Source organism: Bradyrhizobium sp. Rc3b, assembly GCF_900114915.1.
In the GTDB taxonomy this organism is placed as follows: Bacteria; Pseudomonadota; Alphaproteobacteria; order Rhizobiales; family Xanthobacteraceae; genus Bradyrhizobium.
In genome coordinates, this window is record NZ_FOUS01000015.1 from 22,173 (window position 1) to 43,767 (window position 21,595).

Genomic DNA, 21,595 nt, shown 5'->3' on the forward strand with positions numbered 1-21,595 from the left:
CCCTCCAATAGCGCAGCATCCAACATCAAGAAAATGCAGGGATGACGCATGGCGCGGGCGAAGAATGTTCTCTGGATCATGTGCGACCAGCTTCGCTATGATTATCTCGGCTGCACCGGCCATCCCACACTGAAGACGCCGAACATCGACGCGATGGCCAAGCGCGGCGTGCTGTTCAGCAAGGCCTATGTGCAATCGCCGATCTGCGGTCCGTCGCGGATGTCGTTCTACACCGGCCGCTACATGCGCTCGCACGGCTCGCACTGGAACGGCTGGCCGCTGCGCGTCGGCGAGCCGACGCTTGGCGATCACCTCAACAAGATCGGCGTGCGCAACGTGCTGGTCGGCAAGACCCACATGGCGCCCGATCTCGAAGGCATGAAGGCGCTCGGCATTCCCCCGGAATCGATGATCGGCGTGCATGTCGCCGAATGCGGTTTTGAACCGTATGAGCGCGACGACGGTCTGCATCCGACCGGCCGCCCGCGACCGAAATACGACGAGTATCTGCGCCAGAAAGGCTTTGACGCCGCCAATCCCTGGGAGCATTGGGCCAATTCGGGCGCGGCGGAAGACGGTAGCTTGCAGAACGGCTGGCTGCTGGTGCATGCCGACAAGGCCGCGCGCGTGCCGGACGAGCATTCCGAAACGCCCTACATGACGCGCGCCGCGCGATGGATTTCATCGGCGAGGCCGAGACCGACGGCAAGCCATGGTGCCTGCATCTGTCCTACATCAAGCCGCACTGGCCCTATATCGCGCCGGAGCCCTACGCGAGCATGTACTCGACCTTGGACATGATCCCGCCGATCCGTTCGATGCGCGAGCGGCAGAATCCGCATCCGGTGTTCGGCGCCTATATGGACATGCGCTACTCCCGCAACATGGCGCGCCACGATGCCCGCGAGAAGGTGATCCCGACCTATATGGGCCTGATCACCCAGATCGACGACCAGATGGGCGTGCTGATGAAATTTCTGGAGGAACGCGGCCTGCTGGAAACCACCATGATCGTGTTCACCTCCGATCACGGCGATTATCTCGGCGATCACTGGATGGGCGAGAAGGATTTGTTCCACGAGCAGTCGGCGAAGATCCCGCTGATCATCATCGACCCTTCGCAAGAGGCTGACGCCACGCGCGGCACGCGCAGCGACGCGCTGGTGGAGGGAATCGACCTCGCGCCGACCTTCGTCGACTATTTCGGCGGCAAGGTGCCGGGGCACATCCTCGAGGGACGTTCACTATTGCCGCTGCTGCGCGGATCGACGCCGCCTGATTGGCGCAAGGTGACGTTCTCCGAATACGACTACGCCATGCAGGACGTGCGGCTGAAGCTGAACCAGCCGATCGAGCGCTGCCGCCTGTTCATGGTGTTCGACGGCCGCTGGAAATACATCCACGCCTCCGGCTTCCGCCCGATGCTGTACGATCTCGAAACCGATCCGCAGGAATATGTCGATCGCGGCGACGACCCAGAGTGCGCCGGCATCATCGCGCGGTTGCAGGCCGAGCTGTTCGACTGGGCGCTGCATCCGAGCGGTCACATCACCACGCCCCCCGAAAAGATCGCAGCCTATGCCGAGAACCAGCTCCAGGTGAAAGGCGGCTTCCTGATCGGCATCTGGGATGAGAAAGAGCTCGACGCGATCAAGGACGGCATCGCGCAACGCGCGAAGATGTAAGCCAAATCATCGCTCGGTACGTCTTAAGGGCGGTCCACGAGTCGTCCTTCGAACTCCGGTTTGCCCGGAACCAGAAAGAGGCGATACCACTCGACATCTTTTCGCTGGGCGAATTCGACATCAGCGAGCTTCGTGCTCTCGCCGAGGCTCAATTGATCGATTCCAAGATTTTGCGCGGCCGCATAGATCGAATAATCGCCCGGCTCCACGTCTGCGGAATATGCAGACTCATTGTCGATCACCGACATGACGTGAACGCGTCCGCTCTCGGATCGGAAGTGGACGCAGGTGATCCGCTGCCATTCATCGAAGGAGGGCGGCCGGCTAGCGGCGACCAGCTCGACCCAATGGTCATTAAGATCAGCTTCGGTATTGATCATGCGGAACGTGGGCGCGCCTGCAAAGCCCCGTTTGGTTTTCTCGTCATTCCAATTTTCATCAGCACCAAGCGGTCTGCGCGGATCGTCGCAGACGACGATCTGATAGTGACTCGCAAACAACCGCGCGGCGCCAAGCAGCTGCTGTTCCATTAGCAGAGATCCACTTCACGATTACGGTTCAATTCTCGATCTTGTATCCCGTCGCCTTGACGATCGGCTGCCAGAACGCCGTGTTCGCGGCGAGCTCCTTCGAAAGCCCGTCCGCACTGCTTCCGACCGGAATCAACCCGATCGCGGTGAGCTTGTCCTTCACCTCCGGCTTGGCCAGCATCGCGACCGCGGCTGCGCTGAGCTTTTCGGCAAAATCCGGCGGGCTGCCGGCGGGGAGCCACATGCCGTACCAGCCGTCGGCAACGAGATCGATGCCGCTTTCCTTCAGCGTCGGCACATCGGGAACGAACGGCGAGCGCTCTGCGCTTGCAATCGCGAGGATCCTCACGCCGTTGGCACGATGCTGCGCGATCGCATCGGATACCGTGGTGATGCCGAATGGCAGATGGCCGGCGATGAGGTCATTCATGACAAGCGCGCTCCCGCGATAGGGCGCCCGGGTCATTGAAAGACCAAGGATCTGTTCAAGTCGCCATCCGAGGAAGTGCGGGATGTTGCCGCTGCCTGGTGTCCCATAGGCGGCCTTTGCGACATTTGCCCTCAACCAGGTGACGAGTTCACTAAAACTACCCACCCCGATCGCGGGACTTGCAACGACGGCAAACTCGAAGCGAACGAGTTGCGACACGGGGACGAAATCCTTGGCCGCGTCGAAGCTCGGTTGATTCTCCACCATCGGCAGCAGGTACATGGTCGGACCGGTCGTCACCAAGATTGTATTGCCGTCCGAGCTTGCGCCCTTCACGGCCCTGATTCCGATCAACCCGTCACCACCGGTACGATTCTCGACGATCATGGTTCGCCCAAGCGGGGCGCCGAATTGCTCGGCGATGAGACGACACAAGGCATCACCGCTGCCGCCTGCCGCGAACGGGAAGATGATGCGCGTCAGCGGACCGGATTGAGCATGTGCGCCACCGGCCTGCGCCAGCAAGGGCAGCGAGAGGCCTCCGGCAATGAAGCTGCGTCGGTCCACGTCATCCTCCCTCGTTATTGATTATTCGAGGCATAGACTGCCCGGGCCTCGGCCGACAAGGGTGCCGTTAGGCCTATTTACCGGCTCCTCTGCCTTGCGCCGGCCACCGTCCTGCTGCAAAAGCTAGCCGCATCGGCGCCGCCCCTTTTTGCTCCGCCGGACCAACGACAGAGCAATTTGACGACCGCCATGGCCAGCCCCGAACTCAGTCAATTCCGCCGCATCGTCGTCAAGGTCGGCTCCGCGCTGCTGGTCGATTCCGACAAGGGGGAGGTGCGGGCGTCCTGGCTCGCCGCGCTCGCCGACGACATGGCCAAATTGCACAGGGAGGGACGCGACGTCCTCGTCGTCTCCTCCGGCTCGATCGCGCTCGGCCGCAGCCGCCTCAAGCTGCCGCGCGGCCCGCTCAAGCTGGAAGAGAGCCAGGCCGCCGCCGCCGTCGGCCAGATCGCGCTGGCGCGGATCTGGTCCGAGGTGCTCGGCGCGCACGGTATCGGCGCCGGCCAGATCCTGGTGACGCTGCAGGACACCGAGGAGCGCCGCCGCTATCTCAATGCACGTTCCACCATCGGCAAGCTGCTGGAGTGGCGCGCCATCCCCGTGATCAACGAGAACGACACGGTGGCGACCAACGAGATCCGCTACGGCGACAATGACCGCCTCGCCGCCCGCGTCGCCACCATGGCGAGCGCCGACCTGCTCGTGCTGCTGTCCGACATCGACGGGCTCTACGACGCCCCGCCGAAGAACAATCCGAACGCAAAACTCATTCCGGTGGTCGAGAGCATCTCCTCGGAGATCGAGGCTGTCGCTGGCGATGCCGAGTCCGAGCTGTCGCGCGGCGGCATGCGCACCAAGGTCGAAGCGGCCAAGATCGCGACCACCGGCGGCACGCATATGCTGATCGCCTCCGGCAAGATCGAGCATCCCTTGCAGGCGATCGCCGATGGCGGCCGCTGCACCTGGTTCCTGACGCCGGCCAATCCCATCACCTCGCGCAAGCGCTGGATCGCGGGCACGCTGGAGCCGAAGGGCACGCTGACGATCGATGCCGGCGCTGTGACGGCGCTGCGCGCCGGCGCCAGCCTGCTACCGGCCGGCGTGATCAAGGTCGAGGGCCAGTTCGCCCGCGGCGATGCCGTGATCGTGCGCGGCCCCGACACCAGCGAGGTCGGCCGCGGCCTGATCGCCTACGACGCCGAGGTCGCCGAGCGGATCAAGGGCCGCTCCTCCCCTGATGTGATGACCATCCTAGGTATCAGCGGGCGCTCGGAGATGATCCACCGCGACGATCTGGTGGTGGGCGGGTAGAGGCTTTTTCCGTCATGCCCGGGCTTGTCCCGGGCATCCACGTTCTTGGTGCCGCGCGAAGGTCGTGGATGGCCGGGACAAGCCCGGCCATGACGTCGGGGGCTGGGCCAGTGGCCGAGCCCACCCCACCGGTCGAAGCCCTGCCATACCCTCCCTGCCCTTCGCAAAAGCGGGATTTCCGTGCTAGGACACCGCCTTAGCAGAAGGTTGAACCTCCCATGGCCGCCCCCCTCAAAGCCGTTGACGGCAATGCCGATCTCCAGGCGCTGATGTCCGATCTCGGAACCCGCGCCCGCGCTGCCGCGCGCGTGCTGGCGCTGGCGCCGCCGGAGCAGAAAAACCGGGCGCTGGAAGCCATGGAGCGGGCGATCCGCGCGAGCTCTGCGGCGATCCTCGCCGCCAATGCCGAGGACGTCGCGGAAGCCCGCGCCGCCGGCAATGCCACATCCTCCTTCATCGACCGCCTGACGCTGACGCCGGCGCGCATCGAGGGCATGGCCGAGGGCATCGGCATCGTGCGCGGCATCGCCGATCCCGTCGGCATCGTCACCGAGAGCTGGCAGCGGCCAAACGGCATGAGGATCGAGCGCGTGCGCGTGCCGCTCGGCGTCGTCGGCGTGATCTTCGAGAGCCGGCCGAACGTTGCGGCCGACGCCGGCGTGCTGTGCCTGAAGTCCGGCAATGCCGTGATCCTGCGCGGCGGCTCGGACAGTTTTCGGTCCTGCCGCGCGATCCATGAATGCCTGGTGCAGGGCCTGCGCGAGGCGGGCCTGCCCGAGGCTGCGATCACGCTGGTGCCGACGCGCGACCGCACGGCAGTCGGCATGATGCTCTCGGGCCTGAACGGCGCGGTCGACGTGATCGTGCCCCGCGGGGGGAAAAGCCTCGTCGCGCGTGTCGAGCAGGAAGCGCGCGTGCCTGTGTTCGCGCATCTGGAAGGCGTCAACCACGTCTATGTCGATGCCAGCGCCGACCTCGCCATGGCGAAATCGCTCGTGCTCAACGCAAAAATGCGCCGCACCGGCGTCTGCGGCGCAGCCGAGACGCTGCTGGTCGATCGTGCTGCGGCCGGCAAAAATCTGAAGCCGCTGGTCGAGATGCTGATCGAAGCGGGCTGCGAAGTGCGCGGCGACGAAACGGTGCAAGGAACGGATGCGCGCGTTAAACCTGCGAGCGAAGACGATTGGGACACCGAATATCTCGACGCGATCATCGCGGCGAAGGTCGTCGACGGCGTCGATGGCGCAATCGCGCACATCCAGAACCATGGCTCGCATCACACCGATGCGATCGTGAGCGCGGATGAGGCGGCTGCGAAGAAATTCCTCAGCGAGGTCGATTCCGCGATCGTGCTGCACAACGCCTCGACGCAATTCGCCGACGGCGGCGAGTTCGGCTTCGGCGCCGAGATCGGGATCGCGACCGGCCGCTTCCACGCCCGCGGCCCTGTTGGCGCCGAGCAGCTGACGAGCTTCAAATATCGCGTTCACGGCACCGGACAGACGCGGCCGTAAGCAACGTCTCGGGGCGGGCATTGAGCAACAATTTCGTCGTGCCGCGTTTCGTGGCGCAAGCGGTCCCGCCCCACACGGAGGGCATGCGCATCGGCCTGCTCGGTGGTTCGTTCAATCCGCCGCATCAGGCCCACCGCGCGATCAGCCGGTTCGCGCTCCAGCGATTGCAACTCGATCGTGTCTGGTGGCTGGTGACCCCAGGCAATCCGCTGAAGGAGAACGGCAATCTGCATCAGCTCGGCGAGCGCATGCAGGCCGCGCGCGACGTCGCCGATGATCCCAGGATCGAGGTCAGCTGTCTCGAATCCGTCATCCGCACGCGCTACACTATCGACACGATCAACACCTTGCGCCGCCGCTTCTCGGGCCTGCGCTTTGTCTGGATCATGGGCGCCGACAACCTCGCTCAATTCCATCGTTGGCAGGACTGGCGGCGCATCGCCGGCCAGGTGCCGATGGCAGTCATCGATCGCCCGCCGCAGAGTTTTCGCGCCCTCGCCTCCCCCGCAGCCCAGGCGCTGGCACGCTACCGCCTGCCCGAGAGCAAGGCAGCGCTGCTTGCGGACCGGCCGGCGCCGGCCTGGGTATTCCTGACCGGATTGAAGCTGAATCTGTCCTCAACGGGCTTACGGAACCCGGACGGGAGCTGGAAAGGTAAAATGTGAGGACGAAGGTGCGGATGTGGTGTGGGCTTTCGCCTCTCTGGCATATTGAAACCCTTAACCCCACATGATGTAGTGTAACCAGTGAGCGCGGATTCGGCGTTCGCGATACAGTGAAAGGAATGGTCCCTGACCACATCTGTATTGTCCAAGTCAGCTTCGACGAAGTCTGTTTTACCCAAGGTTGCCAAGCCGGCGCGTAAAACATCAGCCAAAGCTGCGGCCTTGAAGGCGCAACCCGACGCCGACAAGACGCTGAGCCTGATCCTCTCCCGCCTCGAGGACATGAAGGCGGAAGAGACGGTCACCATCGACCTTCGCGGCAAATCGGCGTACTCCGACTACATGATCGTCACCACCGGCCGGGTGAACCGGCACGTTGGCGCGATCGCGGAAAACGTCGCCAAGGGCCTCAAGGAAAACGGCATCAAGAACATCCATGTCGAGGGCTTGCCCAATTGCGACTGGGTGCTGATCGATTCCGGCGACGTGATCGTGCACGTGTTCAGACCCGAGGTCCGCGAGTTCTACAATCTCGAGCGATTGTACACGCAGGGCCCAGGGGCGGCGAAGGCGATCTAGGCTGATCGAGCCGATTTCGAATCGGCTGACGCGCATGCTAGCGTCGTGCGCGCGCCATTTGCGCGCGGTCTTGAAAACACGACCCTGAAGATATCAGACCCCTGAAGATATCATGCGCGTTGCTGTCATTGCGGTGGGCCGGCTGAAGCAGGGCCCCGAACGAGAGCTTGCCGACCGCTATTTCGAGCGGTTCGACGAGGCCGGCCGCAAGCTCGGATTCCGCGAACTCCTGGTCCACGAAATCCCCGAGAGCCGCGCGCGCGACACCGCGACGCGGATGACCGAAGAGGCCGCCGCGATCTCCGCGCATATTCCGGACAAATCGATCCTGGTGGCACTGGACGAGCGCGGGCAAAATCTCGACTCCACCGTATTCGCACGGCATCTCGGGCGCTGGCGGGACGAGGGGGCCGGACATACTATCTTCATGATCGGAGGGGCGGACGGACTTTCGCCCGAATTGCGCCGTAAGGCCAAGCTCGCGATCGCGTTCGGCTCTGCGACCTGGCCGCACCAAATGGTCCGCGTCATGCTTCTGGAACAGCTTTATCGGGCCGCCACCATTCTGGCCGGCCACCCCTATCACCGCGCGTGATCCGCGCCACAACGGGCACTTTTGCCGACACGATGCGAGCGCCGCTCCTCAACCTGCTGCTGATCACAAGCGTTGCCGGCGCAAGCCTCGCGCAAGCTTACATAACCCTCGCGCAAGCCCAGACCGCAGCGCCGGCGCCGCAGACCGCCGCCGTCTCGCCCGACGCCATCAAGCAGCGCGAGCAGGAGCTCGAAGCCGCGCGCGCCCGGCAGAAGAGCGCGGAAGAGGCGCAGGCCAAGCTCAAGGCCGAGATCACCTCACTCGGCCAGGACCGTACCCAGCTCAATCAGCAGCTGATCGACACCGCCGCCAATGTGCGCAGCGTGGAGACCAAGATCGACGAAACCGAAGCCCGGCTGCGCGCGCTCAACGGACGCGAGCAGGCGATGCGCTCCTCGCTCGATTCGCGCCGTGCCGACATCGTCGAGGTGCTGGCGGCACTGCAGCGGGCCGGACGGCGCACGCCGCCGGCGCTGCTGGTGCGGCCCGAAGATGCGCTGCAATCGCTGCGCACGGCGATGCTGCTCGGCGCCGTGGTGCCGGAGTTGCGCGGCCGCGCCGAAAAGATCGCAAGCGAGCTCGGCGAGCTCGTGGCCTTGCGCAAGAATATCGCCACCGAGCGCGACCAGCTCGCTTCCGATCGCGACAAGGTCAGGAGCGACCAGACCCGGCTCACCGCCCTCGTCGACGAGCGGCAGCGCCAGCAGGCGGCGCGCGAAAAGGACCTCGACGCGGAGAATTCGCGCGCCATCGCGCTTTCGAGACAGGTCGGCGATCTCCAGGGCCTGATCACCAAGATGGAGCAGGATCTGCAAAGCGCCGCCAAGGCCGCCGAGAAGGCAGCCGAGGCCGCAAGGCAGGCCGAGGCCAAGGCGGCGGCCAGCGCCAGCGCGAGCGCCAAGTCCGGGCCGGGCGTGTTCAAGGACCGGTCCCGGACCACCCCCGCGATCGTCTTTGCTTCCGCCAAGGGTCTCCTGCCTCTTCCGGTTAACGGTAACAAGATCAGGGATTTTGGCGGTTCCGACGGGGTCGGCGGGGTCCAGAAGGGCATTTCGCTGGCGACCAAGCCCGGCTCCCAGGTCACAACGCCGTGTGACGGCTGGGTGGTCTATTCAGGCCCGTTCCGCAGCTATGGACAACTCTTGATCCTCAACGCCGGGGGCGGGTATCATGTCCTGATCGCCGGGATGGAGCGCATTTCGGTCAACATCGGACAGTTTGTGCTCACGGGGGAGCCGGTTGCGACGATGGGATCGACCTCTCAGGTCGCCTCCATTCTCGCGACGAACGCGAGTCAACCTGTGCTGTATGTCGAGTTCCGTAAGGACGGCACTCCAATCGATCCAGGCCCATGGTGGGCCGCAAATGAAGGCGAGAAGGTTCGCGGATGATGCGCAAGACTTCAGTAATCCTCCTCAGCGCGGCCACCGGTGCGGCGCTGATGCTGTTCGTGACCCAGCCGCGCGCGGTGTTCATGGGCTCCAGCGCGCGAGCCGCGACCGCAGACACCTATCGCCAGCTCAATCTGTTCGGTGACGTCTTCGAGCGCGTGCGCTCCGACTATGTCGAGAAGCCCGACGACACCAAGCTGATCGAATCCGCCATCAGCGGCATGCTCACCGGCCTCGATCCGCATTCGAGCTACATGGACGCCAAGAGCTTCCGCGACATGCAGGTGCAGACCCGCGGTGAGTTCGGCGGCCTCGGCATCGAGGTCACGATGGAAGACGGCCTGATCAAGGTGGTCTCGCCGATCGACGACACCCCGGCATCGCGCGCCGGCGTCATGGCCAACGACATCATCACCAATCTCGACGATGAAGCGGTGCAGGGCCTGACCCTGAACCAGGCGGTCGAGAAGATGCGCGGCCCCGTCAACACCAAGATCAAGCTCAAGATCATCCGCAAGGGCCAGGACAATCCGATCGACGTCACCCTGGTGCGCGACAACATCCGCGTCCGCTCGGTGCGCGCGCGCGTCGAGGCCGACGACATCGCCTATATCCGCATCACCACCTTCAACGAGCAGACCACCGAAGGCCTGAAGCGCGAGGTCGCCAACCTCTCCAATCAGATCGGCGACAAGCTGAAGGGCTACATCATCGACCTCCGCAACAATCCGGGCGGCCTGCTCGAGGAAGCGGTCACCGTGTCCGACTCGTTCCTGGAGAAGGGCGAGATCGTGTCGACCCGCGGCCGCAACGCCGAGGAGACCCAGCGTCGCACCGCGCATTCGGGCGATCTGACCAAAGGCAAGCCTGTCATCGTGCTGGTCAATGGCGGCTCGGCATCGGCATCGGAGATCGTCGCCGGCGCGCTGCAGGACCACAAGCGCGCGACCATCGTCGGCACGCGCTCGTTCGGCAAGGGCTCGGTGCAGACCATCATTCCGCTCGGAAGCGGCAACGGCGCGCTGCGCCTGACCACGGCGCGCTACTACACGCCGTCGGGCAAGTCGATCCAGGCCAAGGGCATCGTGCCCGACATCGAAGTGCTGCAGGACGTGCCGGACGAGCTGAAGTCGCGCACCGACACCAAGGGTGAGGCTTCGCTGCGCGGTCATCTGAAGAACGATGGCGACGAGAAGACCGGCTCGCAGTCCTACGTCCCGCCGGACGCCAAGGACGACAAGGCGCTCAAGCTCGCCGACGACCTGCTCCACGGCATCAAGAACAGCGCCTCCGCCGCGCCCACCCCGGGCGGCGACAACAAGGCTACGACCGACAAGCCCAAAGCGGCGAACTAAAGTCGGCGCATCCACGCGATCCCACGAAAGGGCGGCTCCTCGGAGCCGCCCTTTTTGCTTGGAACTCCTGGTTGCTGGAAACTCCTGGCATCCCCGGCCTATCCCGGCCTGCCGCCGCTTGACCCCGGCGTGGTATCGTCATTGGCAGTGATTCGGGATCGCGCATGACTGAAACGGCCGATGATCTGAGCGCCCCGCTCGGACAGGACAAGCCGCGTCGAAAACGCCGGCTGCGGTTGCCGTTCACGGCCATGCAGGCGCTCGCCGTGCTGCTCGGCCTGTTCCTCCTCACCTTTGCCGGCTTCGCCATCTTCAACAAGGATCCGCTCGGCGGCGAGCCGATGACGCGGATCGCCATCCGCGAGAACGGCGCCGACAAGGCTCCCGCCGAGAAGCCCGCCGCCGGCCACGGCCAGGACGGCAAGCAGGACAGCAAGCAGGATAGCAAGCACGACAGCCAGGAGACGCCGAAGCAGGCCGCACCGGGCGAGCAGAAGACCGTCACCATGATCGACGGCTCCACCGGCGCCCGCCACGACGTGGTGATCGGCGAGGACGCAGGCGACAAGGCCGGGGCCGCTTCGGCCCCACCGCCCGTCATGGCTGGGATCAATCCAAAACTGCTGGAGAAGTCACGCTACGGCATGATCCCGGTGGTCGCCGACGGGCTGAAGCCGTTCAACGTCTATGCGGCGGACGCCGATCGCGCCAAGGCCGCCAAGATGCCGGTGGTGGCCATCGTGATCGGCGGGCTCGGCGTCGGCGCCGCCAAGACCACCGATGCGATCATGAGGCTGCCGGCGGCGGTGACGCTGGCCTTCACGCCCTACGGCACCGATCCCGGCAAGCTCGCCGAACGGGCCCGCGCGCAGCGCCACGAGATCTTCCTCCAGATCCCGATGGAGCCCTACGATTTCCCCGACAATGATCCGGGACCGCAGACGCTGCTGACCTCGCTCAGCGCCGACCAGAACATGGACCGCCTGTTCTGGCATTTCAGCCGGATGCAGGGCTATGCCGGCATCACCAATTTCATGGGCGCCCGCTTCATCGCGACGGAGCCGGCGATGCAGCCGATCATCCGCGAGGCGGCCAAGCGCGGCCTCGGCTTCTTCGACGACGGCTCCTCGCCCCGCAGCATCGCAGCCCAGGCCGCGGCGAACCAGGCCATGCCGTTCGGCAAGGGCGACATCGCGATCGACGTGGTGCCGACCCCGACCGAGATCGACCGCGCCCTGAACAAGCTGGAATCGGCGGCACGCGAGCGCGGCGCGGCTGTCGGCACCGCCTCCGCCCTTCCCGTCTCGATCGAGCGCATCGGCGCCTGGACCAAGACGTTGGGCGACCGGGGTATCCTTTTGGTGCCATTGACAACCGCGATGCTGAAATCAAAATCCAGCTAAATCAACGGATTGGTACGGCACGGGTCCCGCGGGACCGGTCAAGCCTTACCGACAGCATGCGAGAGGTCTGGCGGAATGGCGCGTTACGAGGATCTGCCCTACCGGACCTGCGTCGGTGTGATGCTGATCAACACAGAGGGACGGGTATTCATCGGCCGCCGCGCCGGCGGCATCGAGCATGTCGACGACACCCACGTCTGGCAGATGCCGCAAGGTGGCGTCGATCCCGGCGAAGACACCTGGGACGCCGCCAAGCGCGAGCTCTATGAGGAGACCAGCGTGCGCTCGGTCGAGCGACTCGGCGAGGTCCCGGACTGGCTCACTTACGACATTCCGCGCACGGTCGCCGGGCGCGCCTGGAAGGGCCGCTATCGCGGTCAGCGCCAGAAATGGTACGCGGTGCGCTTCACCGGCAAGGACAGCGAGATCAATGTCGCCAGTCCCGGCGGCGGCGGCCACAAGGCCGAATTCGTGAGCTGGCGCTGGGAGCCGATGAAGAATCTGACCGGGCTGATCATTCCCTTCAAGCGCCCGGTCTATGAGCGCGTGGTGCAGGAATTTTCCGCGCTGGCGGACCAATAAATCGAATTGTCGTCCCAGCTTCGGTGCTAATGCATCGCCGGAACGACGACGAGAGATTGACGCGTGACGAATGAAAAACCCTACCGCCCCAACGTGGGGATCGCCCTCTTCAACACCGAAGGCCGCGTGCTGATCGGCCATCGCTTCAAGGGCGACGGACCCGAGATCATCCTGCCCGGCCTCGACTGGCAGATGCCGCAGGGCGGCGTCGACGACGGCGAGAATTTGCGCGATGCCGCGATGCGCGAGCTCTGGGAGGAGACCAGCGTCGTCAGCGCGGACTATCTCGGCGAGACCGACTGGCTCACCTACGAATTCCCGCCCTACGACGGACCGCAGGCGCATCGCCTCGCGAAGTTTCGCGGCCAGCGGCAAAAATGGTTCGCGCTGCGCTTCACCGGCAAGGATGACGAGATCGACCCGCTGACGCCGCGCAACGGCCAGCCCGCGGAGTTCGATGCCTGGCGCTGGGAGCGTCTGGATCGTGTTGCCGACGTCGTGGTGCCGTTCCGACGTGAGGTTTATCAGGCCGTCGCGCAGCAGTTCGCGGCCTTCGCAAACTAAAACCGCGAAAACAACCCCATGCACAGTAGAATGGGGTTTGAAATGTTTGGAGAAATTTTGGCGGACATTTGCGTGAGGGGCCCCGCTATCTCGCTCCCTCCCCCCTTGTGGGGGAGGGTCGGGGAGAGGGGTACCACACGGGGATTCTATCCGCCCGGGATCGCCTCGGCGCATCGACAACAACTCGCACCTTTTTGCTGGGCTACCCCTCTCCCTACCCCTCCCCCACAAGGGGGAGGGAACGCACCTGTGTCGGCGCGCCAGTGGGGCCTTTATCGCATCACCCTAATTAATCGGCCCCACCGTGAACGGGCCGAGTGCGATGACGTGGCAGTCGCTGTCGCGCTTGGCGCAGTCGGATAGCGCGGAAGAGACGGCGGCCTGCTCGTCGGCGGCCTTGAGGCCGAGGCCCGGTCGGCCCGCGGTGCCGACCGCGACCGCATTCCAGCCCATGCCGTCACCGAGCTTGCGCACGACCTCGCCGCGCGCATCCGCCACGATCGAGGCGTTGGAGGCGGCGTTGAAGAAGCCGGTGATCCTGAACAGGGTCGGGATCGGCACGACGAAATTGTCGTCGATCGCGACCACGAGGCAGGCAACGCCGGCGATCGCGCCGCACGACTCCAGCGAACGGCGCGCGGCATCTTCGGCGGACGCGGCGCCGAGCACCATGAAATATTGTCCGCCGGGGCCGAGCGCGACCGAGCGGGATTTCGCCGCCGGCACGAACATGTTCTCGAGCCGGACCTTTTGCGGGTCGCGCACCATCGGAAAATCCTTCGATGCGAAGGTCCGTTCGGTCATGGCGTCGTGCCGGAAATAGGGAGACGGCGGCATCGGCGGCTTGCCGTGCGCGTAGACGACGTTGTTGCCGACCGCATAGAGCTCGCAACGCCGCGGCGATTGCGCGGCCTCGGCACGCTTCTGGCACTGCTCGATCGCGGTGTTGCGCGCGGCCTCCTCGTTCGGCTGGTTCAGGGCCGAGCCGGTGAAGCCGCCGACATTGAGCGCGAAAGCCTTGTAGTCGCCGGCCGCGGAATAGTCGCCGGCAAGGTAGTTGCGGACGCGCTCGTTGATGAAGGGAACGCTGTCGGCCGCAAACTTGCCGGCCATCGGCGCGGCCGATGGTGACGGCGCAGGCATCGGCGCCATCGCAGCGCCGGCATTCGGCGCGGTCATCGGCATCATCGGCGTCTTCACCATTTGAGTCGGCGCCGCGCTTGGAGTCGCACTTGGTGCTGCGGCCGGCGTCGCTGCGACATTCGCCGTCTGCTTGAGCTTGGTGTTGTAGAGGAAGCCGGTGACGCCGATGCCGGTGACCGAGACCACGGCGACCACCAGCGGCCACATCCACACCGGTGCTGCGGCCACCTTGGAAGCCGCCTTCTTCAGCTGCGGCTTGCTATAGCTGCCGTCCTCGCGCCGCATCGCCACCATGTAGGCATGCACCGGCGTCGGGATGTTCTTGACCTCCTGCGCGCCGATATCGGCGAACTGCACCGAGAGCTTGTTGGCGACCTGCTCATGCACCGCGCGCGAGACGCAGATGCCGCCCACCTCGGCGAGACCCTCCAGCCGCGCCGCAATGTTGACGCCGTCGCCCAGCAGATCGCCGTCGCGCTCGACCACGTCGCCGATGGTGATGCCGATGCGGAACGACATCTGCCGGCTCGGCGGATAGGCCATGTTACGGGTCCGCAAGGATTCCTGGATGTCGATCGCGCAACGCACCGCATCGACCGCGCTCGGGAATTCCGCGAGCACGGCATCGCCCGCCGTATTGAAGATGCGCCCGCCGGCCCTGGCGATGAAATCGTCGACGACCTCGCGATAGGAGGCCAGACGCCGCAGCGTCTCCTCCTCGTCTTCGGCAACCAGTCTCGAGTAACCGGCAATATCGGCTGCGAAAATCGCTGCGATCTTGCGTTTCATCTGCGACCCGCCCCGGGGACAAATTCGCAGGGCAGAATGCCGCGATCGGTAACACGGTGCAACAAAGTTTCAGCGCCCGCCACGGGTGTGACGAGCGCTGCACTTGGTCAGGGAATGTCTTGCAGGGTTCTCGCTCGAGCCCCGGAGCGGTGCCCCGGGGCTTAGTGCATAGCCGTCGAGTTGAGCTGCTGCTGGATGCTCTTGAAGTGGTCGAGCCGCTCGATCGCCTGATCGAGCTCGCTGCCTTCGTGCTCCTTCAGCCCCTCTTCCATCTCCGAGATGGTCGCCGCGAACTGGGCGCGGTCGAGCTCGGCCAGCGACGTCGCGACGTCGGCGAGCACGGTCAGGCCCTTTTCGGAGACTTCGGCGAGACCGCCGAGCACGATGACCTTCTCATGGCGGCCAGCCGTGGTGATGGTGAGGATGCCCGGACGGATCGCAGCCACGACCGGCGCATGCCCTGCCAGCACGCCGAAATCCCCCTCGACGCCGGGGATGTCGACCTGATCAACCTCGCCCGAGAACGCGAGCTTTTCCGGAGAGACGAGATCGAAGTGGAAGGTAGCCATGGTGTACCTGCGAATGGTGAGTAGCGAATGGCGAGTGGCGAAGAGAGCAGCGCGTCTATTCGCTACTCCCCATTCGCCATTCGCGCCTTAGGCCGCTTCCGCCGCCAGCTTCTTGCCCTTCTCGACGGCTTCTTCGATCGTGCCGACCATGTAGAAGGCAGCTTCGGGCAGGTGGTCGTACTTGCCTTCCACCAGGCCCTTGAAGCCCTTGATGGTGTCGGCGAGCTCGACGAACTTGCCGGGCGATCCCGTGAAGATTTCGGCGACGTGGAACGGCTGCGACATGAAGCGCTCGACCTTGCGGGCGCGTGCCACCGTCAGCTTGTCCTCTTCCGAAAGCTCGTCCATGCCGAGAATGGCGATGATGTCCTGGAGCGCCTTGTAGCGCTGCAGCACCTGCTGGACCTGACGGGCAACCGCATAGTGCTCCTCGCCGACGACCAGCGGGGAGAGCATGCGCGAGGTCGAGTCGAGCGGATCCACCGCCGGATAGATGCCCTTTTCGGCGATCGAACGCGACAGCGTGGTGGTCGCGTCAAGATGCGCGAACGAGGTCGCGGGCGCCGGGTCGGTCAAGTCGTCGGCCGGAACGTAGATGGCCTGCACCGAGGTGATCGAACCCTTCTGGGTGGTGGTGATGCGCTCCTGCAGCGCGCCCATGTCGGTGGCGAGCGTCGGCTGATAACCCACCGCCGAAGGAATACGGCCGAGCAGCGCCGACACTTCCGAGCCGGCCTGGGTGAAGCGGAAGATGTTGTCGACGAAGAACAGCACGTCCTGGCCCTTGTCGCGGAAGTCTTCCGCGATGGTCAGACCCGTGAGCGCGACGCGGGCGCGGGCGCCGGGCGGCTCGTTCATCTGGCCGAACACCAGCGCGCACTTCGACTTCACGCTCGGATCCGGATTCTTCGGATCGGCGTTGACCTTGGATTCGATGAACTCGTGATAGAGGTCGTTGCCCTCGCGGGTGCGCTCGCCGACGCCGGCGAACACGGAGTAACCGCCGTGCGCCTTCGCGACGTTGTTGATCAGCTCCTGAATCAGCACGGTCTTGCCGACGCCGGCGCCGCCGAACAGGCCGATCTTGCCGCCCTTCGCATAGGGAGCCAGAAGATCGACGACCTTGATGCCGGTGACCAGAATTTCAGCTTCGGTCGACTGGTCGGTGTAGCTCGGCGCGTCCTGATGGATGGGGCGCAGGCCTTCGGCGTTGACCGGGCCGGCTTCGTCGATCGGCTCGCCGATGACGTTGATGATGCGGCCGAGCGTGCCTTCGCCGACGGGAACGCGGATCGGCTGGCCGGTGTCGGTCACTTCCTGGCCGCGCACCAGACCTTCGGTCACGTCCATCGCGATCGTGCGCACGGTGGACTCACCGAGATGCTGCGCAACTTCCAGCACGAGGCGGATGTTACCGTTCTTGGTTTCCAGCGAATTGAGAATGGCCGGGAGGTGGCCCTCGAACTGAACGTCGACGACGGCGCCCATGACCTGGGTGACGCGACCGACCGGGTTAGCTGCTGTAGCCATGAAGCTCTCCTTCGAAATTCTTTACTTGAACGACCGTCGTTGAGTTCGTGCGTCAGACCGCCTCGGCGCCGGAGATGATCTCGATCAGCTCCTTGGTGATCTGGGCTTGACGGGTTCGGTTGTAGATCTGGGTTTGCTTGCGGATCATTTCGCCGGCGTTGCGGGTGGCGTTGTCCATCGAGCTCATCTGCGCGCCGTAGAACGAAGCAGTGTTCTCCAGCAGCGCGCGGAAGATCTGCACCGCGATGTTGCGCGGCAGCAGGCCCGAAAGGAGTTCGTCCTCCTCCGGCTCATATTCGTAGGACGTCGACGGCGCGTTCGCCGCCTTCTCTTCCACGACCAGCGGAATGATCTGCTGCGCGGTCGGGATCTGGGCGATCACGGACTTGAACTGCGCATAGAACAGCGTGCAGACGTCGAACTCGCCGTTCTCGAAACGGGCCAGCACCTTCCTGGCGATGTCCTCGGCGTTGACGAAACCGAGCTGACGAACGCTGCGCAGGTCGAGATGTTCGACGATCTGCTTGTCGAACTGGCGGCGGAGCTGCTCATAGCCCTTGCGGCCGACGCAGAAGAATTTGACTTCCTTGCCCTGCGCCATCAGCGCCTGGGCACGATCGCGCGCGAGACGCACGATCGAGGAGTTGAACGCACCGGACAGACCGCGCTCGCCGGTGCAGACCAGCAGCAGGTGGACCTGGTCCTTGCCGGTGCCGGCAAGCAGCGCCGGCGCGCCGGGCGAACCGGCAGCAGCGCTGGCGATGTTGGAGATCACCGCGCTCATCTTGTCGGCATAGGGGCGCGCAGCTTCGGCCGCCTGCTGGGCGCGGCGCAACCTGGACGCCGCGACCATCTGCATGGCCTTGGTGATCTTTTGCGTCGCCTTGGTGGAGGCGATGCGCACGCGCATGTCTTTAAGTGACGCCATTCTCGTTCACCCCGGCGGTTCGACTGATACGTCGGACCGCTAGCCTGTCCCGATCGCAATGCCCGGCCGGGCGCCGGGCACGCTTCTTATTGTCTTGCCTCTCGCGAAGCGATCATGGCCGGAAGACCCGGCCATGACGACGCTTAAGCGAAGCTCTTCGCAAAACCTTCGACCACCGACTTCAGCTTGGCAGCCACGTCGTCGGAGAGGTCGCGGGTGTCGCGGATCGAATTGAGGATGTCGACGTTCTTGCCGCGCAGCAGCGACAGCAGGCCGTCCTCGAACGCGCGCACCTTGTTGACCGGGAGCGGATCGAGATAGCCGTTGGTGCCGGCCCAGATCACGCAGACCTGCTCTTCCATCTTCAGCGGCGCGAACTGCGGCTGCTTCAGGAGCTCGGTCAGGCGCGAGCCGCGGTTCAGCAGGCGCTGGGTCGAGGCGTCGAGATCGGAGCCGAACTGCGCGAACGCCGCCATTTCGCGGTACTGCGCCAGCTCGCCCTTGATCTTGCCGGCGACCTTCTTGGTGGCCTTGGTCTGCGCCGAGGAGCCGACGCGCGACACCGACAGACCGACGTTCACCGCGGGACGGATGCCCTGGAAGAACAGGTCGGTTTCCAGGAAGATCTGACCGTCGGTGATCGAGATGACGTTGGTCGGAATGTAGGCCGACACGTCGTTGGCCTGGGTTTCGATGACCGGCAGTGCGGTCAGCGAGCCCGAGCCGTGATCCTTGCTGAGCTTGGCCGCGCGCTCGAGCAGACGGGAATGCAGGTAGAACACGTCGCCCGGATAGGCTTCGCGGCCCGGCGGGCGGCGCAGCAGCAGCGACATCTGGCGGTAGGCGACGGCCTGCTTGGACAGATCGTCATAGATGATGACCGCGTGCATGCCGTTGTCGCGGAAGAACTCGCCCATGGTGCAGGCGGTGAACGGCGCGATGTACTGCATCGGCGCCGGATCCGACGCGGTGGCGGCGACGACGATCGAATATTCGAGCGCGCCCTGCTCTTCCAGCACCTTCACGAACTGGGCAACCGTCGAGCGCTTCTGGCCGACCGCGACGTAGACGCAGTACAGCTTGATGTTCTCGTCGGGCTGCGCGTTGAGCGGCTTCTGGTTCAGGATGGTGTCGAGCGCGATCGCGGTCTTGCCGGTCTGACGGTCGCCGATGATCAGCTCGCGCTGGCCGCGGCCGATCGGGATCAGGGCGTCGATCGCCTTGAGGCCGGTCGCCATCGGCTCGCTCACCGACTTGCGCGGAATGATGCCGGGCGCCTTGACGTCGACGCGCATGCGCTTGTCGGCCTGGATCGGGCCCTTGCCGTCGATCGGATTGCCGAGCGCGTCGACGACGCGGCCGAGCAGGCCCTTGCCGACCGGCGCGTCCACGATGGCGCGGGTGCGCTTGACGGTCTGGCCTTCCTTGATCTCACGGTCGCCGCCGAAGATCACGACGCCGACGTTGTCGGTTTCGAGGTTCAGCGCCATGCCGCGAGTGCCGTTCTCGAACTCGACCATTTCGCCGGCCTGGACGTTGTCCAGACCGTAGACGCGAGCGATACCGTCGCCGACGGACAGCACCTGTCCGACTTCGGAGACTTCAGCTTCCTGGCCGAAATTCTTGATCTGGTCCTTGAGGATCGCGGAAATTTCCGCGGCGCGGATGTCCATCAGCCTGCCTCTTTCATCGCGTGCTTGATCGAATTGAGTTTGGTGCGAAGCGAACTATCGATCATGCGGCTGCCAAGCTTGACGACGAGGCCACCGATGATCGAGGGATCGACATTCACGTTGAGCGCGACGTCCTTGCCGGTCACCGACTTCAGGGCAACCTTGAGGGCGTCGAGATTCTTGTCCGAAAGCGTTTCCGCCACGGTGACGTCGGCCGTCACCTCGCCCTTGAACCTGGCGACCAGGGCCCGGTAGGCGCGAATGACGTCGACCACCGCAAACAGGCGGCGATTGGCGGTCAGGACCTTCAGGAAATTGGCGGTGATGCCGGCGATGCCGGCCTTGGCCAGCACGGCCGAAAGGGCCTTGGACTGGGCATCGGCTGCGAAAACCGGGCTGCGGACGAGGCGCTTCAGATCGGCGCTCTCGTTCAGCATGGCCTCGAATTTCTCGAGATCGGCTTTGACCTCGTCGACCACTTTCTGGTCGCGGGCCAGTTCAAACAAGGCCGTTGCATAACGGCCGGACACACCTGAAACGGACGTATCTTCTGCAGCCACAGACGCGCTCTTTTTGCTGTCAAACTCGCAAGGGAAAAACCGTCGCCACAAAGCGGCGCCAAGCGATCCAAGCCCTTGGAATTCAAGCGGGACTTCGATTTCCGGCCGACACGGGACGTGCCGGATCCGTTAAAATCGCGGCTTTGCTAACATAGCAGGCGCGCAGGTGCAACATGACGCCAAATTAAAGGCACGAGGTTCTGTCGCCAGTTCGTCGCACGCTGGATGCATCGATCCCGCCGGGTCGGAGGACCGTAGCTAGGACTTGATCACCTCCTTGGGTGACGACCTGCCGCGCGACGGAGTTGTCGCGGGCTTCGCCGCGATCCCCGTCTTTGGTTCCTGCCCTCAGCGCATAGCGGCCATGAACACGGATCGCTGAGGCGTGATTCCAGCCTTGCCGGCTCCACTCGCCGAATACTTACCCAATTCTAAATGCTCAAGGTCATCACTTCGCTTTTACAGTATTTGCAAGTAATCAATAGGTTAACAAATCGTTAAAGGCGAAGATTAAGGGGCATCGGCTGAATATCTCGTACCGGTAACAAGATATTTCATGACGACACAGAATGGATTTACTGCCCAATTCACGCCTCATTAGGAATCGAAACGCCAACCCGCTCACAAACTGATGGGGGCTCCACTAGCCACATGTGTGGCAATACTAGCTTAGGGACCACTAAATGCTGTCTTTGAAGACGCTGGGCTTTGTGACCCGGCCGCGCACGGCGATCGCTTTCATTGCCGCAACTCTTCTCATCGGTGGAACTGCCACCGAAGCTTCCGCCAAATCCCGGCATCACCGGCATCATCATCACCGCCACCACGCTCAGACCGATACCAACGCGACCTCCGATTGGCGCAACGCCAATGCGTCGATGACGCCGACCTCGGGCACGGGCCACAGCTTCTCCGGCATGGCCTCCTTTTACGGCAACGAGTCCGGCAGCCGCACGGCCTCGGGCCAGCGCTTCAACCAGAATGCTATGACCGCGGCGCACCGTTCGCTGCCGTTCGGCACCAAGCTGCGCGTCACCCACGGCGGCTCGAGCGTCGTCGTCACCATCAATGACCGTGGCCCGTTCATTCGCGGCCGGGTTCTCGACCTCTCCACGGGCGCTGCCCGCGCCATCGGCCTCACGGGTCGCGGCGTCGGCCGCGTCACCGCGGAAGTCGTCTCCTAAGGCGCGATAAAGCGTCTCATCGAGCGCGCGCAGTTTTCATCAGTTTGA

At 64.4% G+C, this 21,595-nt stretch carries 19 protein-coding genes and 1 pseudogene; 12 read left to right on the top strand and 8 right to left on the bottom strand.

Annotated features, from left to right (window positions below):
* The first annotated feature begins 48 nt into the window (after positions 1-48).
* A pseudogene (locus BM190_RS30460) lies at positions 49-1,685 on the top strand (alkaline phosphatase family protein).
* A 23-nt stretch (positions 1,686-1,708) separates the two neighbouring features.
* Here BM190_RS30460 and comJ read toward each other — a convergent pair.
* Together comJ and BM190_RS30470 are read right to left on the bottom strand one after the other, a co-directional pair.
* Positions 1,709-2,215: a competence protein ComJ gene (gene comJ, locus BM190_RS30465; RefSeq protein ID WP_092261416.1), complete on the bottom strand. Its 507-nt coding sequence runs from the start codon at positions 2,213-2,215 to the stop codon at positions 1,709-1,711.
* A gap of 28 nt (positions 2,216-2,243) precedes the next feature.
* Positions 2,244-3,212 carry a Bug family tripartite tricarboxylate transporter substrate binding protein gene (locus tag BM190_RS30470; protein WP_092261417.1) on the bottom strand — a complete coding sequence of 323 codons (969 nt, stop codon included), beginning with the start codon at positions 3,210-3,212 and terminating at the stop codon, positions 2,244-2,246.
* Between the two features lie 189 nt (positions 3,213-3,401).
* Between BM190_RS30470 and proB the strand changes: the two genes are divergently transcribed.
* The 10 genes from proB to BM190_RS30520 all read left to right on the top strand — a co-directional run bounded on the left by proB (position 3,402) and on the right by BM190_RS30520 (position 13,171).
* On the top strand, positions 3,402-4,523 hold the full coding sequence (gene proB, locus BM190_RS30475; RefSeq protein ID WP_092261418.1) for a glutamate 5-kinase: 1,122 nt from the start codon (positions 3,402-3,404) through the stop codon (positions 4,521-4,523).
* Between the two features lie 218 nt (positions 4,524-4,741).
* Entirely contained in the window at positions 4,742-6,037 is a 1,296-nt protein-coding gene (locus tag BM190_RS30480; RefSeq protein ID WP_092261419.1) for a glutamate-5-semialdehyde dehydrogenase, read from the top strand.
* Between the two features lie 20 nt (positions 6,038-6,057).
* Complete coding sequence (locus tag BM190_RS30485; RefSeq protein WP_177237390.1) at positions 6,058-6,702, top strand: nicotinate-nucleotide adenylyltransferase; 645 nt, start codon at positions 6,058-6,060, stop codon at positions 6,700-6,702.
* Positions 6,703-6,924: 222 nt separating this feature from the next.
* The gene (rsfS, locus tag BM190_RS30490; RefSeq protein ID WP_018318847.1) at positions 6,925-7,281 is read left to right on the top strand and encodes a ribosome silencing factor; all 357 of its coding nucleotides are present in this window, start codon (positions 6,925-6,927) and stop codon (positions 7,279-7,281) included.
* 112 nt (positions 7,282-7,393) lie between these two features.
* On the top strand, positions 7,394-7,876 hold the full coding sequence (gene rlmH, locus BM190_RS30495; protein ID WP_018318848.1) for a 23S rRNA (pseudouridine(1915)-N(3))-methyltransferase RlmH: 483 nt from the start codon (positions 7,394-7,396) through the stop codon (positions 7,874-7,876).
* 32 nt (positions 7,877-7,908) lie between these two features.
* A complete protein-coding gene (locus BM190_RS30500; protein ID WP_092261511.1) occupies positions 7,909-9,267 on the top strand; it encodes a murein hydrolase activator EnvC family protein in 1,359 nt (452 codons plus the stop codon).
* On the top strand, positions 9,264-10,622 hold the full coding sequence (locus BM190_RS30505; RefSeq protein ID WP_018318850.1) for a S41 family peptidase: 1,359 nt from the start codon (positions 9,264-9,266) through the stop codon (positions 10,620-10,622). The genes BM190_RS30500 and BM190_RS30505 overlap by 4 nt, the downstream gene beginning before the upstream one ends.
* Positions 10,623-10,786: 164 nt before the next feature.
* Entirely contained in the window at positions 10,787-12,025 is a 1,239-nt protein-coding gene (locus BM190_RS30510) for a divergent polysaccharide deacetylase family protein (protein WP_092261420.1), read from the top strand.
* Positions 12,026-12,100: 75 nt separating this feature from the next.
* Entirely contained in the window at positions 12,101-12,607 is a 507-nt protein-coding gene (locus tag BM190_RS30515; RefSeq protein WP_018318852.1) for an RNA pyrophosphohydrolase, read from the top strand.
* A 63-nt stretch (positions 12,608-12,670) separates the two neighbouring features.
* Positions 12,671-13,171, top strand: coding sequence for an RNA pyrophosphohydrolase (locus BM190_RS30520; protein WP_092261421.1), 501 nt, complete (start codon positions 12,671-12,673; stop codon positions 13,169-13,171).
* A gap of 285 nt (positions 13,172-13,456) precedes the next feature.
* Here the strand turns inward: BM190_RS30520 and BM190_RS30525 are convergent, their stop codons facing one another.
* From BM190_RS30525 to BM190_RS30550, 6 genes are all read right to left on the bottom strand, one after another.
* Complete coding sequence (locus BM190_RS30525; protein ID WP_092261422.1) at positions 13,457-15,103, bottom strand: adenylate/guanylate cyclase domain-containing protein; 1,647 nt, start codon at positions 15,101-15,103, stop codon at positions 13,457-13,459.
* 161 nt (positions 15,104-15,264) lie between these two features.
* Positions 15,265-15,672 (bottom strand): F0F1 ATP synthase subunit epsilon, encoded by a 408-nt coding sequence (locus BM190_RS30530; RefSeq protein WP_018318855.1) that lies wholly within the window; start codon positions 15,670-15,672, stop codon positions 15,265-15,267.
* 87 nt (positions 15,673-15,759) lie between these two features.
* On the bottom strand, positions 15,760-17,202 hold the full coding sequence (gene atpD, locus BM190_RS30535) for a F0F1 ATP synthase subunit beta (RefSeq protein ID WP_018318856.1): 1,443 nt from the start codon (positions 17,200-17,202) through the stop codon (positions 15,760-15,762).
* Positions 17,203-17,254: 52 nt separating this feature from the next.
* Complete coding sequence (locus tag BM190_RS30540) at positions 17,255-18,130, bottom strand: F0F1 ATP synthase subunit gamma (protein ID WP_018318857.1); 876 nt, start codon at positions 18,128-18,130, stop codon at positions 17,255-17,257.
* Between the two features lie 143 nt (positions 18,131-18,273).
* The gene (atpA, locus tag BM190_RS30545) at positions 18,274-19,803 is read right to left on the bottom strand and encodes a F0F1 ATP synthase subunit alpha (protein WP_018318858.1); all 1,530 of its coding nucleotides are present in this window, start codon (positions 19,801-19,803) and stop codon (positions 18,274-18,276) included.
* Positions 19,803-20,363: a F0F1 ATP synthase subunit delta gene (locus tag BM190_RS30550; RefSeq protein ID WP_092261423.1), complete on the bottom strand. Its 561-nt coding sequence runs from the start codon at positions 20,361-20,363 to the stop codon at positions 19,803-19,805. Before BM190_RS30550 ends, atpA begins: the two co-directional genes overlap by 1 nt.
* A 683-nt stretch (positions 20,364-21,046) precedes the next feature.
* Here BM190_RS30550 and BM190_RS30555 point away from each other — a divergent pair.
* Positions 21,047-21,547, top strand: a complete 501-nt coding sequence (locus tag BM190_RS30555; protein ID WP_018318860.1) for a septal ring lytic transglycosylase RlpA family protein — start codon at positions 21,047-21,049, stop codon at positions 21,545-21,547.
* Positions 21,548-21,595: the final 48 nt, after the last annotated feature.

What these genes read in the sequence shown, in the direction of transcription:
- BM190_RS30480 (WP_092261419.1), top strand. Translation starts at nt 4,742, where the DNA reads ATGGCCGCCCCCCTCAAAGCCGTTGACGGCAATGCCGATCTCCAGGCG.
- BM190_RS30505 (WP_018318850.1), top strand. Translation starts at nt 9,264, where the DNA reads ATGATGCGCAAGACTTCAGTAATCCTCCTCAGCGCGGCCACCGGTGCG.
- BM190_RS30555 (WP_018318860.1), top strand. Translation starts at nt 21,047, where the DNA reads ATGCTGTCTTTGAAGACGCTGGGCTTTGTGACCCGGCCGCGCACGGCG.
- BM190_RS30515 (WP_018318852.1), top strand. Translation starts at nt 12,101, where the DNA reads ATGGCGCGTTACGAGGATCTGCCCTACCGGACCTGCGTCGGTGTGATG.
- BM190_RS30540 (WP_018318857.1), bottom strand. Translation starts at nt 18,130, where the DNA reads ATGGCGTCACTTAAAGACATGCGCGTGCGCATCGCCTCCACCAAGGCG.
- comJ (WP_092261416.1), bottom strand. Translation starts at nt 2,215, where the DNA reads ATGGAACAGCAGCTGCTTGGCGCCGCGCGGTTGTTTGCGAGTCACTAT.
- atpA (WP_018318858.1), bottom strand. Translation starts at nt 19,803, where the DNA reads ATGGACATCCGCGCCGCGGAAATTTCCGCGATCCTCAAGGACCAGATC.
- proB (WP_092261418.1), top strand. Translation starts at nt 3,402, where the DNA reads ATGGCCAGCCCCGAACTCAGTCAATTCCGCCGCATCGTCGTCAAGGTC.
- BM190_RS30530 (WP_018318855.1), bottom strand. Translation starts at nt 15,672, where the DNA reads ATGGCTACCTTCCACTTCGATCTCGTCTCTCCGGAAAAGCTCGCGTTC.
- BM190_RS30525 (WP_092261422.1), bottom strand. Translation starts at nt 15,103, where the DNA reads ATGAAACGCAAGATCGCAGCGATTTTCGCAGCCGATATTGCCGGTTAC.
- BM190_RS30510 (WP_092261420.1), top strand. Translation starts at nt 10,787, where the DNA reads ATGACTGAAACGGCCGATGATCTGAGCGCCCCGCTCGGACAGGACAAG.
- rlmH (WP_018318848.1), top strand. Translation starts at nt 7,394, where the DNA reads ATGCGCGTTGCTGTCATTGCGGTGGGCCGGCTGAAGCAGGGCCCCGAA.
- BM190_RS30500 (WP_092261511.1), top strand. Translation starts at nt 7,909, where the DNA reads ATGCGAGCGCCGCTCCTCAACCTGCTGCTGATCACAAGCGTTGCCGGC.
- atpD (WP_018318856.1), bottom strand. Translation starts at nt 17,202, where the DNA reads ATGGCTACAGCAGCTAACCCGGTCGGTCGCGTCACCCAGGTCATGGGC.